At 62.3% G+C, this 16,610-nt stretch carries 17 protein-coding genes; 3 read left to right on the top strand and 14 right to left on the bottom strand.

What is annotated here, in order from left to right; all coding sequences use genetic code 11:
* Positions 1-53 precede the first annotated feature (53 nt).
* Genes BTHE68_RS21415 through BTHE68_RS36730 form a run of 5 tightly spaced genes read right to left on the bottom strand, consistent with a single transcriptional unit; the run spans position 54 to position 2,073 of the window.
* Positions 54-455, bottom strand: a complete 402-nt coding sequence (locus BTHE68_RS21415) for a nuclear transport factor 2 family protein (RefSeq protein WP_162068338.1) — start codon at positions 453-455, stop codon at positions 54-56.
* A gap of 1 nt (position 456) precedes the next feature.
* Complete coding sequence (locus tag BTHE68_RS37180) at positions 457-579, bottom strand: hypothetical protein (protein WP_286202795.1); 123 nt, start codon at positions 577-579, stop codon at positions 457-459.
* Positions 580-616: 37 nt separating this feature from the next.
* On the bottom strand, positions 617-1,366 hold the full coding sequence (locus BTHE68_RS21410) for an SDR family NAD(P)-dependent oxidoreductase (protein WP_162068337.1): 750 nt from the start codon (positions 1,364-1,366) through the stop codon (positions 617-619).
* A gap of 51 nt (positions 1,367-1,417) precedes the next feature.
* The gene (locus BTHE68_RS21405; RefSeq protein WP_162068336.1) at positions 1,418-1,807 is read right to left on the bottom strand and encodes a DUF427 domain-containing protein; all 390 of its coding nucleotides are present in this window, start codon (positions 1,805-1,807) and stop codon (positions 1,418-1,420) included.
* A gap of 38 nt (positions 1,808-1,845) precedes the next feature.
* Complete coding sequence (locus BTHE68_RS36730; RefSeq protein ID WP_197919724.1) at positions 1,846-2,073, bottom strand: MFS transporter; 228 nt, start codon at positions 2,071-2,073, stop codon at positions 1,846-1,848.
* A 302-nt stretch (positions 2,074-2,375) separates the two neighbouring features.
* Here BTHE68_RS36730 and BTHE68_RS21395 point away from each other — a divergent pair, with 302 nt between their 5' ends.
* Positions 2,376-3,257, top strand: coding sequence for a LysR family transcriptional regulator (locus BTHE68_RS21395; protein WP_162068335.1), 882 nt, complete (start codon positions 2,376-2,378; stop codon positions 3,255-3,257).
* A gap of 517 nt (positions 3,258-3,774) precedes the next feature.
* Here the strand turns inward: BTHE68_RS21395 and BTHE68_RS21390 are convergent.
* The 8 genes from BTHE68_RS21390 to BTHE68_RS21355 form a co-directional block, all read right to left on the bottom strand.
* The gene (locus BTHE68_RS21390) at positions 3,775-5,133 is read right to left on the bottom strand and encodes an MFS transporter (RefSeq protein WP_162068334.1); all 1,359 of its coding nucleotides are present in this window, start codon (positions 5,131-5,133) and stop codon (positions 3,775-3,777) included.
* Positions 5,134-5,223: 90 nt separating this feature from the next.
* Positions 5,224-6,747, bottom strand: coding sequence for an AMP-binding protein (locus BTHE68_RS21385; RefSeq protein ID WP_162068333.1), 1,524 nt, complete (start codon positions 6,745-6,747; stop codon positions 5,224-5,226).
* Entirely contained in the window at positions 6,740-7,231 is a 492-nt protein-coding gene (locus BTHE68_RS21380) for a (2Fe-2S)-binding protein (protein WP_174258112.1), read from the bottom strand. The genes BTHE68_RS21385 and BTHE68_RS21380 overlap by 8 nt, the downstream gene beginning before the upstream one ends.
* A gap of 68 nt (positions 7,232-7,299) precedes the next feature.
* Positions 7,300-8,115 (bottom strand): FAD binding domain-containing protein, encoded by an 816-nt coding sequence (locus BTHE68_RS21375; protein ID WP_162068331.1) that lies wholly within the window; start codon positions 8,113-8,115, stop codon positions 7,300-7,302.
* Positions 8,112-11,108 (bottom strand): xanthine dehydrogenase family protein molybdopterin-binding subunit, encoded by a 2,997-nt coding sequence (locus BTHE68_RS21370; RefSeq protein WP_286202798.1) that lies wholly within the window; start codon positions 11,106-11,108, stop codon positions 8,112-8,114. The genes BTHE68_RS21375 and BTHE68_RS21370 overlap by 4 nt, the downstream gene beginning before the upstream one ends.
* Before the next feature lie 280 nt (positions 11,109-11,388).
* Positions 11,389-12,261, bottom strand: a complete 873-nt coding sequence (locus tag BTHE68_RS21365; RefSeq protein WP_162068330.1) for a helix-turn-helix transcriptional regulator — start codon at positions 12,259-12,261, stop codon at positions 11,389-11,391.
* Positions 12,262-12,333: 72 nt separating this feature from the next.
* Positions 12,334-13,137, bottom strand: coding sequence for an enoyl-CoA hydratase/isomerase family protein (locus tag BTHE68_RS21360; protein WP_162068329.1), 804 nt, complete (start codon positions 13,135-13,137; stop codon positions 12,334-12,336).
* A 210-nt stretch (positions 13,138-13,347) separates the two neighbouring features.
* Positions 13,348-14,253 (bottom strand): LysR family transcriptional regulator, encoded by a 906-nt coding sequence (locus tag BTHE68_RS21355; RefSeq protein WP_162068328.1) that lies wholly within the window; start codon positions 14,251-14,253, stop codon positions 13,348-13,350.
* A gap of 100 nt (positions 14,254-14,353) precedes the next feature.
* Here BTHE68_RS21355 and BTHE68_RS21350 point away from each other — a divergent pair, with 100 nt between their 5' ends.
* Both BTHE68_RS21350 and BTHE68_RS21345 read left to right on the top strand, forming a co-directional pair.
* Positions 14,354-15,373 (top strand): aldo/keto reductase, encoded by a 1,020-nt coding sequence (locus BTHE68_RS21350; RefSeq protein WP_162068327.1) that lies wholly within the window; start codon positions 14,354-14,356, stop codon positions 15,371-15,373.
* 12 nt (positions 15,374-15,385) lie between these two features.
* Positions 15,386-15,814, top strand: coding sequence for an SRPBCC family protein (locus BTHE68_RS21345; protein WP_162068326.1), 429 nt, complete (start codon positions 15,386-15,388; stop codon positions 15,812-15,814).
* Positions 15,815-15,844: 30 nt separating this feature from the next.
* Here BTHE68_RS21345 and BTHE68_RS21340 read toward each other — a convergent pair whose 3' ends face one another.
* Positions 15,845-16,489 carry an isochorismatase family protein gene (locus BTHE68_RS21340; protein WP_162068325.1) on the bottom strand — a complete coding sequence of 215 codons (645 nt, stop codon included), beginning with the start codon at positions 16,487-16,489 and terminating at the stop codon, positions 15,845-15,847.
* Positions 16,490-16,610 lie beyond the last annotated feature (121 nt).

The following is a 16,610-nucleotide window of genomic DNA, read 5'->3' as shown; positions in this document are numbered from 1 at the left end:
GCAGCACCCCATGCATGACAGGCATGGCTAACAACGTGCTTCCGCGCGTGGAATCAGTCTGGAAACAGGTCGCCGAACATCGGCAGGCCGCTGACGGATTGGGATTCGGTTGCCTCTTCCTGCAAGACGTCCCAGTGCTCGGCCAGCTTGCCGTTTTCGAAGCGCACGATGTCGGCCGCTATCCACGCCGCCGCGCGCCCGTTGCCGGAGAAGCGACCATGCGCGATCACATAGTCGCCCTCCGCCACCACGAGCTGGCTTTCGTAGCGCAAGGTATCGGGCAACGTGCGGATCAGATCGAACAGGCCGTCGCGCCCGGGCGCGATGTGCGCGCTGTGCTGGATGTAGTGCTCGGACCAGAAACGGGCCGCGGCTGCGTAGTCCCGCTTGTTGAAGAGCGTGTCGAAGGCTTCCAGCAGCAGGGCCTTATTGCGCTCCGAAGATGTGTTGCTCATGTCAGTCTCCATAGATCGGCTCGACGATCGTCGCTCGAAGAACCTTGAACACGCTGTGCACCGGGCCGCCTGGAAAGCGATGACCGATACCGACCGCGATCGGCTTCACGTCGAGGCGAAGCACGAACAGTGGCCGCCCCTGCGCACGGATCGAGATCGGATCAGGCGGCAGTTCTTCCGCCGTTGACGCGCAGCACTTCACCGGTCATGAAACTCGATTTCGCCGATGCAACGAAGACGATCGCATCGGCGATCTCTTCCGGCGTACCCGCCCGCTTGAGCGGCACGGTCGCGAGCATGGCGGACTTGCGTTCCTGCGATGCGGTCAGGCGGTCGAGCATCTCGGTTTCGACCGGTCCCGGCGCGACAGCATTGACGCGCACGCCGAGCGGCGCCGCTTCCAGCGCGGCGGACTTCGTGAGGCCTTCCACGGCGTGCTTGCTTGCGGTGTAGATGGACAGGCCGGCTGCGCCGCGAATGCCCATCGTCGAGGACACGTTGACGATGCTGCCGCTTCCTTGCGACGACATCGCGCGGAGTTCATGTTTCATCGCGAGCAGCGTGCCGAGCACGTTGACATCGAAGACGGCGGCGTAACGCTCGGTCGTTTGCTGGACGACGGGCGCGGAATCGCCTTCGGTACCGGCGGCGTTCACCGCGACGTCCAGTCGACCAAAGCGGGAGATCGTCCGTTCGACGAGCGCCTGAACCTGATCTTCGAAGCGCACGTCGGCCTGCACGAACTCGGCTTCGGCGCCGAGCGAGCGAAGTTCATCGACGAGCTGCTGGCCAACATCGGCTCGGCGGCCCGAAACGACCACGGTTGCCTTTTTCTTGGCAAATGCGATGGCCGCGGCGCGGCCGATACCGGACAGAGCGCCGGTTATGAGAACCACTGGTGTGTCTTTCATTTGGTACTCCAGATCGATCGCAAGCCTTGACGAAGAAAAAGAATGCGCAGGCTAAGGAGCTACAGCGACCGGCAGTTCCGCGATCGAGTCCACACGCTCCGGGTAGAAAGCGAGGTGATCGCGGATCGCTTCCACGGCTTCGTACGGGTTCTCGTACGTCCAGACGGCATCCGTTCCCCGCTCACCGGCGAACGGAATCGAATAGTAGGCGCAGTCCCCTTTGTATGGGCAATACGTCGCGTGGTCCGTGCGCTCGAGGCGCGTCATGTCGACGTCCTTTCGTGGGATATACAGCACGGCCGGGTAGCGGGCTTCGCGCACGGTCAGAGCGTCGCGCGTATCGGCGATGATCGTGCTGCCTGCCGTGACCATCACCCGCGAAGCATTGCGCTCGATCGTGATGGGATGACCGGAGTCTGGGACTTTGATGGATCTGGACATGATGGTGTTCCTCTGATGAGTTTGGTCCTTTCGGGCAGTCAGCCCGCCGCGGCTGTTTCCGTGGCGGTGCGCGCCGATCGGCCGAGCAGCATGATGGCGAGCATCGCGAACACGCACAGCGCGGCGCCGGAGTACATCGCGTCGAACAGTCCGTAACGATCGACGATCAGGCCGCCTGCGAATGAGCCGAGCGCGATCGAGATCTGGAAGACCGCGACGAACAGCGCCATGCCTCCCTCGCGCATGTCAGGGGTGGCTTGCGCCATCCACATTTGCAACGCGACAGGCATCGCACCGTAGGACACTCCCCATACGTACCCACATCGCGTTGCGCCCCTGCGCCACCGATGAAATTGCCGAACAGCGGCGCGGCCGCTGCCGGGCGAAGCGCCTGTGACCAGAGCGGTCTTTCCTGCAAGGGCACTCATGTCGTTTCCTTTTCGGCCTGCCTTGGCGGTGAGGACGCGTAGGGTTGCGGTTCTGACGCAAACGAAAGATAAGCGGTGCTTGCCGGCGCGAGAAAGACTTTATAAGCTGGCCCCCATACCTCTAAGGCATGGACAGGCACATGGAACTTCGCCACTTGCGGTACTTCATCGCTGTAGCAGAAGAGGGCAGCCTGACAGTGGCGGCAGAGAAGCGGCTGCATACGTCGCAACCCTCGCTGAGTCGGCAGATCCGCGACCTTGAATATCAGGTGGGCGTGCCGCTACTGTCGCGCAGCGCGCGCGGCGTCGAACTGACCGATGCCGGGCGGGCATTCCTCGACCACGCGAGGCTCGCGCTCGCGCAAGTGGACGCTGCGCGCGAGGCCGCGCGGCGCGCTGCGCGGCCCCTTAAGCCGGTCTTCGCGGTCGGATTCCTCAGCGGTCAGGAAGTCATCTGGCTTGCAGAAGCGACTCGTGTGCTGGCAGGCGATCTGCAGAACATCGAAATGACCGTATCGAGCGAGCACTCCCCCGATCTCGCCGATGGATTGTCGATGGGACGGCTGGATATCGCTTTCATGCGAGCCGAGCCTGACCAGCCGGCATTAGAGTATGTGACCGTCTCCCGTGAGGCGTTCGTCGTCGTCATGCCGAGCGACCACCGGCTCACGGCGCACAAGAAGGTGGACGTAGCTGAGCTTGCCGGCGAGCAGTTCATCGGTGGATCGGAAGTCGCCGGTCCCATGCGCAGGGCCATCGAGCAATATCTGGCCGATAACGGCCTCAATATCGAACCCGCGCATCGGGTCCACAATCTGACAATGGCGTTGTCCCTGATCGCATCCACGCGCGGTGTCGCCTTGTTACCGTCCTACGCGGAGAATTTCCTGCCCTGGTCGGTCACGAGCCGGCCGCTCAAAGGCGAAGCGCCGACGATCGATCTCGTCGTCGGCTACAACAAGACCAACCGTTCGCCGATACTCGAGCTGTTCCTCTCGCGAATCGACCTAATTCGGAAATGAGTCCGGCGGGCAGGCACGGCAACCTTAGCGCATAGCCGCGAAAATGCACGGCTATCGCCAACTTTTTGATCTTCCTATGGCGTCGGCAAAGCGCGAAAGCACCCATTCCGAACGTGATCTTCGCGTCGCCGCTCTTGCGACAACCCTCGTGATCAGCGAGGCCCCACAGGTCACGATCGGGCTTGCTTCGATCGCCTCCAGATGCAGGAAAGCGAAGGTCCAGCTAAAACGGCAGGCATGGCGCTAAGGGCTCATGCGTCTACGCGTTGAGAGCGAGCATTTGGACGCAAATGCTCACAGTCGGGCAGACGCGAGTGGGCGAATTTGTGCGCTCGATCCGCCTGGTCAAAAGGGAAATTCATGCCCCTGCCACAGCACATCCCCAACGGCAACGGGTCCGCGCGGCACACAGGTTCCTTCGCGCAGGCAGCCCGAGGGAGAAATTGAAACGTGGGAAACGTGGGAGGTCGATTTGCCTTCCCACGCGTGCCGACATGCGCAGCTACAGAACGGACCCTCAGTCCTCGTCGTTCAGACGGCCCATTGTTTCAGGCACGATGAACGCGCCAACGAGGAAAATCACACTGATCGCGACGAGAGCGACCGCAAGCACCATCGGCAAATCGGCGGGCGATCCCGCGATCACCGAAACGACCGTCGGCATGATGCCGCCCACCGCGAAGCCCAGATTCCACGACAAGCCTGTTCCCGATGCGCGGATCGCCGTCGGAAAGCGTTCGTTGAGGAAGATGAGGATCGGCGCATAGCCCGCGCTGCCGAGCGCGCTGAGCAAGATTGCGAAGAAGCCGATGAGCCACACGTCGTCCGCATGCGGCAGGGCGAGATAGAGCAGCGGAAAGCAGATCAGACGCACAATGCCGAGCCAGATGAAACTGCGCTTGCGGCCGATCATCGTGCTCAGATGACCCGCCGCTGTCGATGCGATCACCACCGCGACACTCGACCACATCAGAATCCAGCCCGCGCTCGACGCCGACGTATGCGTGACGACTTTGAGGAAAGTCGGCAAGTATCCCGACGTGAGGTAATAGCCGCTGCCGCCACCGATGGTCAGCATCAGATTCACGAGCAGAATCGAGCGATACTTCTTCGAGAACAGCACGCGCAGCGGCGACGCAACCGGCGCTTCATTCGTGACGCCCTTCGCGCGCGCCGCCGCCTGCTTGCGCGCCGCAAGTTCGGCCCAGAGCGGCGATTCTTCGAGCCGATTGAAGACGAACACCCCGAGTACCGAGCTCACGATGCCCGCGAAGAACATGCAGCGCCAGCCCCACACTTCGAACGCAGCGCCCGGAAAGATGGCGGTCGTTGCCAGATAGACGAGCGATGCAAGCAACGCGCCGAGCCCCGCGCCACCGCCACCCACGAACCCGGACACCGCGCCGCGCCATTTGAGACTGACGGTCTCCGTGCCGATTGTATGCGTCGATGCAACCACACCCCCGACGAACACGCCCTGTACGAGCCGCAACAAGAGAAAGAGCACCGGCGCCATCACGCCCACCTGCGCGACGGTCGGCAACATGCCGAACGCGGCCGTCGAAACCCCTACGCCAACGACGGACACCACCATCGCGCGCTTGCGTCCCTGCTGATCGGCGAACGAGCCGAAGATTGCCGAGCCGAGCGGTCTCATCAACAGCGTAACGGCGAACGACGCATAGACAGCCGCAAGCGAAAGCATGGGATTGGACGACGGAAAGAACAAATGCCCGATCACAGGCGCCACGAACAGGACAACGAACAGGTCGAACAGATCAAGCGCCCATCCGAGGCACGAGGCCATGACCGCGACGACCACCTGACTTCCCTTCACGCCTTGCGCGACGTCATCGCGCCGAAATACTTCGTCCATTGCCGATCTCCAAATGTAGTTATTAATTCGCATACCTATGTACACGAAATATATGACTCGTCCTGTTGAGCGCCTCACGCGAGGCGCATCCTAACGTTCGGGTTCGTATTCGCCGCTCGAAAGCTTGCGCCGAAGTACCTTTCCGAGGGGGGATTTCGGAATCTGATCGACGAACACGTATTCGCGCGGGCGCTTGAAGTTCACGAGGTCGGAGTTGCGGCAGAACTCGTCCAGTGCGCTTTCGTCCACGTGCTGGGATCGCTTGACGAACGCGACTACTTTCTGGCCCCAGCGTTCATCCTTGACGCCCGCGACGGCGACTTCATCCACGGCCGGATGCAGCGACAACACCGATTCGATATCGACAGGGGAAATGTTCTCGCCGCCGCTGATGATCATGTCGTCGACGCGGCCGGTGACGTAGATATCGCCGTCCGAATCGAGATAACCGGTATCGCCGGTGAAGTACCAGCCGTCGCGCAAGGACTTCGCGTTCGCATCGGGACGGTTCCAGTAGCCTTCGAACGCTTCGTCCCCGAGCAACTCGACGATGATCTGGCCTTCCTCGCCGCTTTCCGCAAACTCTCCGGGCGATGTTGCATCGAGCTTGACGACGCGCAAACGCGTGTTAAGGCCCGCACGCCCCGCGCTGCCCGGCTTCTTCGTCGCGTCCTGATCGATGCTGAACGTATATACCTCTGACGAACCGTAGTGATTCACAAAGAGGCTCGGTTCGAATGCGGCCGAGCAACGCCTGAGCAGGCCGTCGTTCATCGGCGCGCCCGCAAAGCCCAGCTTCGTGACGGAACGGATGCGCGCTTTCGAAAATTCGGGGGCGCCGAGCAGGTCGTGATAGAGCGTCGGCACGAGATACAGGCAGGTCAATGCGTGCGCTTCGATCGAATCGAGCGCGAGCTTCGCATTCCACCGCCGCACGCAGACGAAGAGTCCATCGACGAGCGCCATCGCGAGCAACGAGCGCACGCCCATCGTGTGATAGAGCGGCATCACGCCGAGCGTGCGTTCGCCGCGCCGATAGAGATTCTGCGCAACATGCGCCAGCGCCGCGGCCCGCTCATGACGATGCCTGCGCGGCACGCCCTTGCCCATGCCCGTCGTGCCGGAGGTGTAGAGCACCACGGAGTAATCGTCGGCCGATGCTTCGGTCGCAAGTTGCGCTGGCGTGGCTGCCCGAAGGACATCGAAGGCATGCGTCGCGCCTTCGACGCCGTCGAGCCCGATGCGTACGATATTCTGCGCAGCCGCGCTGTGCGTCACGGCTTCGGCGGAAACGCTCTCATAGACGATGGCTTTCGCACCCGCGTCGGTCAGGCTGTAGTCGAGTTCTTCGGGCTTGATGCGCCAGTTCAACGGCACGATCACGACGCCCGTGAACTGACAAGCCCAGTGCAGCGTCGCCATTTCCCAGCGATTCTGCAACGCAACGACCAGGCGGTCCCCGCGCGCGAGGCCGAGCGCCCCGAGGCCGGTCGCGACCCGGGCGACTTCAGGGAACCATTGTGCGTAGGTAAACGCGATATCGCCATCGACGAGTGCGATCGCATGCGGGCTGCGCTCCACCGTTTGCATGAACGTGCGACCGAGATCAAACATGGCTCGCCTCCTGCTCACGCGATTGCGCCTGCCGCAGCTTCGCCACGTCAAGGACCGCGGCGACGATCGGCGTATAACCCGTACAGCGGCACAAGTGCCCGGACAGCATCTCGCGCACCGCGTCTTCATCGGGGTTCGGCACGCGCTGCAGAAAATCCGTGCATGACATCAGGATGCCCGCCGTGCAAAAGCCGCACTGCAACGCATGATGACGCGCGAACGCGTCCTGAAGATCGCTGAGCGTCTGCGCGGACGACGAGAGTCCCTCCACCGTATCGACGCGCCGTCCGTGCGTCTGCACCGCGAGCATCAGGCAGGAACGCGCCGCCACGCCATCGACGAGCACGGTACATGCTCCGCATACGCCGTGCTCGCAGCCGACGTGCGTACCGGTCGCGCCCAGTTCATGACGCAGAAAATCGGACAGCAGCTCGCGCGTTTCGCATGCGCCGCTACGCGTGACGCCGTTGAGCTCCAGAGCCACGCTGCATGGCGCATCTTCCGCAAGCGCGACGCTGAATGCGTCGCCGGAACCTGTGTTTCTGGTCGTTCTCACTTCGCCTCCTTGATGACTCGCCACCCGAGCTGACGCACGAGGTGCCGTCGATATGCCGCACTGACATTCGCGTCGTCGCGTGCGCCCAGCTTCCAACTGAAATCGTTCAATGCACTACGCAGATCGTCGCCTTCGAGGCGTGGCAGGCACTCGAGCACGGGTCTGTCGGCAACGCCGCCCACGCCGATGCGAATCGCTTCGTCCGTTACGACCGCCGCGCACGAGACCAGCGCGAAATCGCCATGACGCGCCGAGAATTCTGCAAAGGCAAAGCGCTGTCCTGGTGCCTTGAGCGGAAAGCGCACCGACTCGACGAGTTCATCCGGCTCGCGCGCGGTCATCAACATGCCCTGAAAGAAATCGAATGCGCTCAGCGTGCGCCTGCGTTTCGCGGAGCGCAGCGTGACATCGCCGCCTAACGTGAGCAGCGCGAGCGGCAGTTCCGCGCTCGGGTCGGCATGCGCGATGGAACCGCACACCGTGCCGCGGTTCCTGATCTGAAAATGCGAAATGTGAGGAAACGTCATACGCAAAAGCGGCACTTCGTCGCGAAGCGTCTCGCGCCACTCGACGCTGCCCTGCGTCGCAGCCGCCCCCACGACGAGGTGTCCCGATTCCACGCGCACGCTATCCAGCTCTGCCGTGCGCGAGATATCGACGAGCCAGCGCGGCTGCGCGAGCCGCATGTTGAGCACGGCCATGAGCGACTGGCCGCCCGCGAGCACGCGGGCATCGGCGCCGGCCTGCGCGAGCGCGTCGAGCGCGTGGCGCGTGTCTTGCGCGCGCAGATAGGCAAACGGTGCTGGCTTCATGACGACCTCCGCAACCTGGCGAGCAGGCGCTGGAACCACGACGAATTCGCGCGTACAGCCTTGCCCGATGCCTGTCTTCCGAGCGATTCGAAGAGTTGCCGCAATACCACCTGCGCTGCGCCCTCGAGCATGCGCGCGCCAACTGCCGCGACCTTGCCCGACACTTGCGCTTCATAGTCGTACACGAGCAAGGTGCCCTTCGCGGTCGGCTCCAGTTCGACGAGCCCTTCGCCTTTCGCGCTGCCGAGCGGCGAGATTCCCGCACCCGCGAGACGCAAGCGACGCGGCGGATCAATGTCGGAAAGACCGATCTTCGCTTCGAAGCGCGCCTTGATCATCCCGACGCCGACGGTCACATCGGCGCGATACTGATTCGGCCCGATGGTCTCCAGCGCATGACATCCCGGCACGACTTTCGCGAGCGCGTCGGGGTTCATCAACACGGCGAAGATGGCTTCGGGTGTTGCTTCGAGCTCGACCTTGCCTTGCGCGGTGAGCGCCTTGCCTGCGCTTACGGGCTTCTTCGCGGGCGCTGCTTCGCGATACTCGGGCCGCGATGGCGGCGGATCGTCGATGCCGATCATCGCCATCACCTTCGCTGGCGTGAGCGGGAGGCGAATGTCCGTCACACCGATCGCGTCGGCCACGGCATTGGCCACGCAAGGCGGCGTGCTCATGTTGTTGCCTTCGCCGAGTCCCTTCGCGCCGAGCGGCGTGAAAGGCGAAGGTGCTTCCAGATGCACGATGAGCGGATCCGGCACTTCGCATGTCGTCGGCATCAGATAGTCGGCGAGCGTGCCCGACTGGAAGCTGCCGTCCGCACCATAGCGAAACTCTTCCATCAGGGCCGCACCCAGTCCTTGCGCGAACGCACCGCGAATCTGGCCGTCTGCGAGCGCGGGATTGAGCAACGTGCCCGCATCGTGCGCGGTCACATAGCGGTCGATGCGCACGCGCCCCGTCGCGCGATCAATGTCGACGCCGCACATGTCGAATGCGAATCCGTAGCAAGCGGACGTATTGATGCGATCCTCGTCGTCCGGCGCGGTCATGTTCGGCGGGTTCCAGAACACGGTTTCGCGAAGGCCCGGCGCCTCGCCTTCGGGCAGAAGCGCGGGCGCCCAGTGCGGCGCGTTGCTCGCGGCGCGCGCGAACGGCAATGCTCGATCGGGCGCTTGCCTCATGAACACGCGTCCGCCTTCGAAGCACACATCCTGTTCCGTGCAGGCGAACTGCTTCGCAAGAATGCGCTCAAGCTTGTCCTTTACGCGCGTCGCGGCGAGATGAACCGTGCCCGCAACCGCCCCCGCAAAGCGGCTCGAATAGTTGCCGGCCGCGACGGACCACGCGTCCTTCTGCGTATCGAACTCGACATTCACGACGATATCCGCAGGATCGAGGCCGAGCACATCCGCGACCACCTGCGCGCACACCGTCATGTGCCCTTGTCCCGCCGGTGTCGAAGCAATGGTGACGATCACGCCGCCCATCAGATCGACGCTCACAGTCGCACTCGCGATCGCTCCGCTCTTCGGGCCCGCCTTGCGACGCGCTTCGGCGGGCATCACGGTCGTGATGTAGCCCATGTTCGACACGGACGGCTCGACGATCGCCGCAAAGCCAATGCCGTACAGACGCCCCTCCCTGCGCGCGGCGTCGCGGCGCTCCTTCAGCTCCTCGTATCCGCCTTGCGACAATGCGCGCGCCAGTGCTTCCTGATAGTTGCCGGAATCGAGCAAAGCGCCCGCTGCCGCCCGATACGGGAACGCATCGGCCTTGATGAAGTTGCGGCGATAGACATCGAGCACATCGAGCTTCAATTCTTCGGCGATGCGTTGAATCAAGCGCTCCAGCGAAAAATAAACCTGTGGACCACCGAAACCGCGTACCAGCCCGGTCGGGGTCTTCGTCGTCAACGCGACACGATTGCGCACGAGCAGATTCGCAATGTCGTATGCGCCCGTCAGACACCCGTGCATGCGATAGAACGTGGCAGGCTCCGGTGCGCGCAGATAGCCCCCGCAATCCTCGATCTGGTCGTAGGACAGTGCGGTGATGCGGCCATCACGTTCGACGGCGGCTTCGAGCGTCGCCAGGCGCGCCGTCGCCGAGGTCGCCGCGCTCAGGTGCTCCAGCCGGTCCTCGACCCACTTCACCGGCGAGCCGCATTTTCTCGATGCGAGGCACATCAGCACGACATACGGGAACACCGCCTGCTTCACGCCGAAGCTGCCGCCCGAATCGCGCGGCGCCTTATGTCGCAGACGATTGGCGGGCACTTTCAGCGCCATCGACATGACCGCATGCAGCGAGAACGGGCCCATGAAGTTCGAGGTCACGTCATAGCCTTCGTTGCCCGGCAGACACTCCGCGATCACTACGCCGCATTCGATCGGCGCACACGTGTTGCGCGGATAATGCGTGGTGATCGACACGCGATGCGGCGCGCTCTCGAACGCCGCTTCAGGATCGCCATAACGAAAGCGGCGGTCGCTCACCACATTGCTGCCGATCTTCTCGTGAAGCACCGGCGCATCATCGGCGATGGCCGCTTCGATCGATACGACTGGTTGCAGCGGTACATAGTCCACCTTGACGAGATCGAGCCCGTCTTCTGCAATGGCGCGCGACTCGGCGATCACCACCGCGACCGGCTCGCCGCTATAACGCACGCGATCCATCGCGAGCGCCCAGTGCTCCATCGGCGACTTCACACCGACGACGAACGGTTGGGACCACGCGCGCACATCGTCGCGTGTCAGTACCGCGCGAACGCCCTTGTGCGCGAGCGCCGCGCTTGCGTCGATGCTGCGGACTTCAGCGTGCGCGTAAGGCGAGCGCAGCACCGCGGCATGCAGCGTGCCCGTCTTGATGGCGATATCGTCGCCGTAGCGGCCGCGGCCGGTCAGGATGGCGGGGTCTTCGAGACGTTGCATCGGGCGGCCCACATGCCGGCGATGCGTCACTTGTGTTTCGTTGCGATCGGAAGCGATCGGTGGCGCCGGATGTTCCCTCAGCGCGGTGTCGGTGTCGGTGTCGCTCACGCGTGTCTCCTGCCTGTGCTGTGTGCGATATCAAAATCAACGTGACTCGCGTGCAAAGCGAGACGTATCGCATGGTCGATTCAATGTACTGCTTGAACGCGCCAACTCGCTTACCAAGCAGTCGCGCGAATTACCTTACGGTCTGATGCTTTTTCGCAAAGCAAGCGTTCGTGACGGACGTGACTATCCAACGCACGCGTGACATCGCGTGCGCACTCATCTGCCTTACTCAGATCTGCACTAGTTTGGAATCCGCTTCGTACAACTGCACCACGCGGCGATACTCGCTTGGCGTGATGCCCAGGTTCTGCTTGAAGAAACGCGAGAAATGCGCGGGTGCCGAAAATCCCAGACCGTATGAAATATCCGTGAGCGAATACGCGCTCGAGGATAAATCGTTGATTGCCGTTTCCATGCGCAGCACGTTCAAATACACATTGGGCGTCACGCCCGTGCAGCGATGAAAGAGCGCGAAGAAATGTGCGCGCGACAGCCCGCAATGTTCCGCGAGACGATTCATGTCCGGCTCGGCGCCCGTGTTCTCGCGCAGATACGCAATCGCCTTGCGGATGCGCGGATCGCTCGGACGCCGGCCTGACAACTCCATTTGCCGCGACAGCTCGTGCCAGCTTCGGCTCGGATCGATCACCGAAAGCATCAGCTCGAAGAGCAGTCCTTCCAGACGCTCGGCAGCGACGCTGTCGGCCCACCACATTTCCATTGCAAGCTCTTCGGCGCGCTTCTTCGCGTGGCTCGACATGCGCACGCATGACTCCGGAAAGAAGCGCGGATGACCGCCGCTCACGAGCGGATGCTGGATCGTGGTCAGCCAGTCAGGCTCGATATACATCGCGAGAATCACCGTGCGCTGCTCGACATGTTCAACATGACGATACGCATGCGGTTCCCACGGATTGATCAGCACCGCGGTGTCGCCGGTCAGCGGCTGGAGTTCATCGTGAACGGAAAAGAACGTGTCGGGTCCTGCCGCCTTGATCAACAGATGGCAATGATGATGCGCGTGCTGAACCAGCGGCGCATCCATGTCGAGCAGCGCCACTCGCCCAAAACGTCCTTGATAGATCTTGATCGCAGTCGACACTCGTTCCGCCTCACTCCATGCTGCTGCCGCTTTCCGCGGCTTATTATGAAGAACGTCCGAATTTCCTCTTGCTCAGGAACCCCTGAATGCGGCCTTGCGCTTTTGATGAAACGCTTCCACGCCCTCGCGGAAATCGTCGGAGCTGCGCAGGCGGCTGTAATTGAGCCCTTCCAGTTCGATGGCGACGGAAAGCGGTGCATCTTCCGTATCATTCAAGAGCTTCTTCGCGGTGCGCTGCGCGAGCGGAGAGAACGCGAGCAACTCGCGCACCAGTGAATCCGTTGCGCTTTCCAGCTCGGCATCCGCTACGAACTCGGTCGCGATGCCCCACTCGTAAGCCTGCAATCCGGTGATGCGACGCGAGCGCATCACGATGTCCTTCGTGCGCCCGATGCCGACCATCTTTTGAAGTCGCGCGGAGCCGCCCGAACCGGGAATCTGTCCGAGCTTTTGCTCCGGCAACGCGTACAGCGAGGTTTCCGTTGCAATGCGGAAATCGCACGCGAGCGACAGTTCGAAGCCGACGCCGAAGCAATAGCCGCGATTCGCCGCGATGACCGGCTTGCTGCAACGCGCGGGCGACGCGATATTCCACGCGAGCTTCGCCACATGTTCCGGCGATGCCTCGATGAAGCCCTTGATATCGCCGCCGCTGGAAAAGTGCTCGCCTTTCGCGCGCACGACGATCACGCGCACGTCGTCGTTGGCGTCGAGCGCTTCGAACGTCAGACGCAGTTGCTCGCGCTGATACATCGACACGATATTGAACGGCGGTCGGTCCAGCACGATATCGGCGCGCGAATCCGCGAGATTGAATTCGACGTGAAAGCCATCGAGTTCGGCAAGCAGCGAATGAGCTGGGTGAGCAAGAGTCATGAAAATATCCTTCGGTGATCGATTCCTGAACTGGCCTGGGTGAACCACGGCTCAAGTATCGGCGCCTTGACGACATCATGCTTACCCGGAATTCCGGTGAGTTACCCGTGAGTCTGATTTTGCGACTCGGGAAAATACCAAGCTGGCTATGGCGCTATATCCGCACGGTCATAGTAATCGTCTGCGAGCATCCGCGATTCATCTGACCGCTCATATCCGCCGCGCGTCGCTTGAACGCAGCAACGTCGTGCGGAAATGTTCTACAAGGGGTCTCAGGTTGACCCTGTGCCATGCGGCCCACAATGCGGTGCGATAGCTGAACCACGAAAGCTCGCGGAGCACGACGCCGGCCGGTGCCTGATGGCGCAGGCTCTGCTGGATCATGGTGAGCCCGAGACCGGCCGCAACGAGTCCGAGCGCGGCGAGCGGCTCTGTCGCCTCCAGCGCGATATCGGGTGTGAAGCCCGCCTTCGCGCACGCGGCCACGAAGTTGTCGTGCCGCAGAACACCCTCCGTATGCGTCACGCCAATCCACTTCTGTGCCGCAAGGTCATCGGGCGTGATGTGCTCTGCGCTGGCGAGCGGATGATCCTCGGGAATCGCGAGCAGCATGGGATCGTCGAGCACCTGCGCAGCGTCGAGATCGGAGTCGTCAGACGGCGGAGGTTCGCAGACGAGCGCGATGTCGAGGCTGCGCTGACGCAGACCCGTGAGTTGCTCGCCCGAGTGATAGTTGTAGAGCGCGATGTGCACGTCAGGCCTTGCCGCCCGAAGATCCCGGAGCGCGTCGGGCAGGACGCCCGAATGCATCGCGTTTTCGAGGTACCCGATACACAGGCCGCCTTCGTCGCCGCGACCGAGCCGCCGCGCGAGCGATTCGAGGCGCTTGGCATGCGTGAGAAACGCCTGGGTTTCGGCAAGAAAGGTACGCCCGTCCGTCGTCAGACGAATGCGCTGCTGCGAGCGCTCGAACAGCGTCAGGCCGAGGTTTTCTTCTAGCTGGGCGATCTGCCGGCTGAGCGGCGACTGCGAAATATGCAACCGTTCGGCGGCCCGGCCGACATGCTCCTCTTCCGCGACTGCCACGAAATAGTGCAATTGGCGAATATCCAGCATTTAAGACCTCCGAGGACTCAAGTCTGCCAAATTCTATCTTGGACAGACTTAACTCGCCATCCTAGACTTGCGCTACCAACTCAACACAAGGAGCAAGTCGATGAGCATCAAGGATAAATTGCCTGCCGGTACTCTTCTCGGTTTCGGCGCGGCACCCCTGGGCAACATGTTCCGCAACATTCCGGAGACAGAAGCGCTCGCAACGGTCGAGGCCGCGTGGAAACAAGGCGTACGCTACTTCGATACAGCCCCCCTGTATGGCGCCGGCCTGTCCGAAATCCGTCTCGGCGAAGCACTCGCGGGCCACCAACGCGACGAATACGTCCTGAGCACGAAAGTCGGCCGCGTGATCCTCGACGAAATCGAGGACGCCGGCTCGCGCGATCTGGGCGAGAAAGGGGGCGTGTTTGCATTTGGCCGCCCGAACAAGATCGTCAACGACTATTCGGCCGACGCAACGCTGCGCTCCATCGAAGACAGCCTTCAGAGATTGAAGACCGACCGGCTGGATATCGTCTGGGTCCACGATGTTGCGCAGGACTTCTACGGCGACGAATGGCTCTCTGTCTTCGAATCGGCCCGCAAGGGCGCTTTCCGCGCATTGACCCGTCTGCGCGAAGAAGGCGTCATCAAGGCCTGGGGACTTGGCGTGAACCGCGTCGAGCCATGCGAACTGCTGCTCGATCTCTCCGAAACGAAACCGGACGGCTTCCTGCTCGCGGGCCGTTATTCGCTGCTCGATCACGACCGGGCATTGCAGCGCCTGATGCCGGCCGCTGCCGCGCAAAACGTCGAGATCGTCGCCGGCGGCCCCTATAGCTCGGGCGTGCTGGCGGGAGGCGCGAACTTCGAATACCAGAAGGCGTCGCCCAAGATCCTCGAGAAGGTCGCGCGTATCAAGGCCATCGCCGATCGCCACAACGTGAGTGTCAAGGCCGCGGCGCTGCAGTTCGTGCTGGCCAATCCGGTCGTTGCCGCGGTGATTCCGGGCGCGAGCAAGCCCGAACGCATCGCGGAAGACCACGCTGCCGTCAGGGAAGTCATTCCGGCGGACTTCTGGCGCGAGCTGCGCGAGCAACATCTCGTTGCCGCAAGTGCACCGCTGCCCGCCAACGCATGAGGAGAGATCGACATGGCTCAAGCCAGCTCATCCATCCGGATTCCCGCTTCGCCCGACGCGGTGTGGCAACTGATCGGTGGCTTCAACTCGCTGCCAGACTGGTTGCCTTATATCCCGTCCAGCGAATTGAGCGAAGGCGGCCGCGTGCGGCGCCTCGCCAATCCGGGCGGCGAAGTGATCGTCGAACGTCTGGAAGCGTTTGACGATCGCGCGCGCAGCTACACCTATTCGATTCTGGAAGCGCCGTTTCCAGTCACAGGCTACCGCTCGACGTTGCACGTGCGGGAACTCGAGGCGGGCGGTGCATCGCAGGTCGACTGGTCGGGCGAGTTCACTCCCGATGGCGTGAGCGACGAAGAAGCATCCAGCCTCTTCGAAGGCATCTATCGGGACGGTCTGCAGGCACTGGCGGCGGCGTTCGCCAAAAAGCTCCTCACCTGAACTCCGCGCTTCGGGTCCGGCCAAGTCCGCTCACATGGCAGCGACGACTTCTTCCGTTGTCAGCACCTCGTGCGCGAGGAACTGATAGTTGATCAGTGCTGCTGCGTATCCGTCGCCCCAAACCGGATGTCGGGGACCCGCGACGGCATCCTTCACCACCGCGACCTCGAAGCCCTCCTCGACAAGGTGTCGCAGGTGCGATTCGACACACATGTTGGCGAGCATTCCGCCGAGAATCACTTTCGAGATCTTCCGCTTTCTCATCTGCAGAACCAGATCGTTGGTCTGCGGACCGAACACCTTGTGCGGGCTGGCGATCACCGTAATACCGTCTTCAATGTACGGCTTGAAGCGCGCGAGCCAGTCCGCGCCCGAACCTTCGAATCCCTTCAGATTCAGCACGCCCGCTCTTGCGAAGCTGCGATTCTCCGCCTCGATCGCCTCGAGCGGTCCGTTCATTTTCCAAGTCACATCAGTTGGATAGAAGTAGTGCGGGGAGATAAAGACGTCATAGCCCTTGCCCTTCGAAGCCTGAAAGATTCGCTCCATATTTTCGACGGTTCCATTCTCCTTGACGCTGGCCCCGACCGCGTCCCAGTTGACTCCGCCTTCACTTAACACATCATTTTGCGGATCGATGAAAACCACACCAGTGTCGTCCTTGCTGAATTCCATTGTCAGCCTCCAAATTCATGACGAGTTCTGTTGAGTCTTTTGCCAGCAACCCCGGGAGATATCGAGCGTTCGTGCTCGGAATGCGATAGCGCGTCGCTGCTAATCACTGATTCGGATCGGT

Origin of the sequence: Burkholderia sp. THE68, from assembly GCF_009938265.1 — a bacterium.
In the GTDB taxonomy this organism is placed as follows: Bacteria; Pseudomonadota; Gammaproteobacteria; order Burkholderiales; family Burkholderiaceae; genus Caballeronia.
This window is presented reverse-complemented; position numbering and strand designations above follow the sequence as displayed.

Bases quoted from the DNA above. Each gene is read 5' to 3' on its own strand.
- BTHE68_RS21415 (WP_162068338.1), bottom strand. From the start codon at position 455: ATGAGCAACACATCTTCGGAGCGCAATAAGGCCCTGCTGCTGGAAGCC.
- BTHE68_RS21410 (WP_162068337.1), bottom strand. From the start codon at position 1,366: ATGAAAGACACACCAGTGGTTCTCATAACCGGCGCTCTGTCCGGTATC.
- BTHE68_RS21405 (WP_162068336.1), bottom strand. From the start codon at position 1,807: ATGTCCAGATCCATCAAAGTCCCAGACTCCGGTCATCCCATCACGATC.
- BTHE68_RS36730 (WP_197919724.1), bottom strand. From the start codon at position 2,073: ATGGCGCAAGCCACCCCTGACATGCGCGAGGGAGGCATGGCGCTGTTC.
- BTHE68_RS21395 (WP_162068335.1), top strand. From the start codon at position 2,376: ATGGAACTTCGCCACTTGCGGTACTTCATCGCTGTAGCAGAAGAGGGC.
- BTHE68_RS21390 (WP_162068334.1), bottom strand. From the start codon at position 5,133: ATGGACGAAGTATTTCGGCGCGATGACGTCGCGCAAGGCGTGAAGGGA.
- BTHE68_RS21385 (WP_162068333.1), bottom strand. From the start codon at position 6,747: ATGTTTGATCTCGGTCGCACGTTCATGCAAACGGTGGAGCGCAGCCCG.
- BTHE68_RS21375 (WP_162068331.1), bottom strand. From the start codon at position 8,115: ATGAAGCCAGCACCGTTTGCCTATCTGCGCGCGCAAGACACGCGCCAC.
- BTHE68_RS21360 (WP_162068329.1), bottom strand. From the start codon at position 13,137: ATGACTCTTGCTCACCCAGCTCATTCGCTGCTTGCCGAACTCGATGGC.
- BTHE68_RS21355 (WP_162068328.1), bottom strand. From the start codon at position 14,253: ATGCTGGATATTCGCCAATTGCACTATTTCGTGGCAGTCGCGGAAGAG.
- BTHE68_RS21350 (WP_162068327.1), top strand. From the start codon at position 14,354: ATGAGCATCAAGGATAAATTGCCTGCCGGTACTCTTCTCGGTTTCGGC.
- BTHE68_RS21345 (WP_162068326.1), top strand. From the start codon at position 15,386: ATGGCTCAAGCCAGCTCATCCATCCGGATTCCCGCTTCGCCCGACGCG.
- BTHE68_RS21340 (WP_162068325.1), bottom strand. From the start codon at position 16,489: ATGGAATTCAGCAAGGACGACACTGGTGTGGTTTTCATCGATCCGCAA.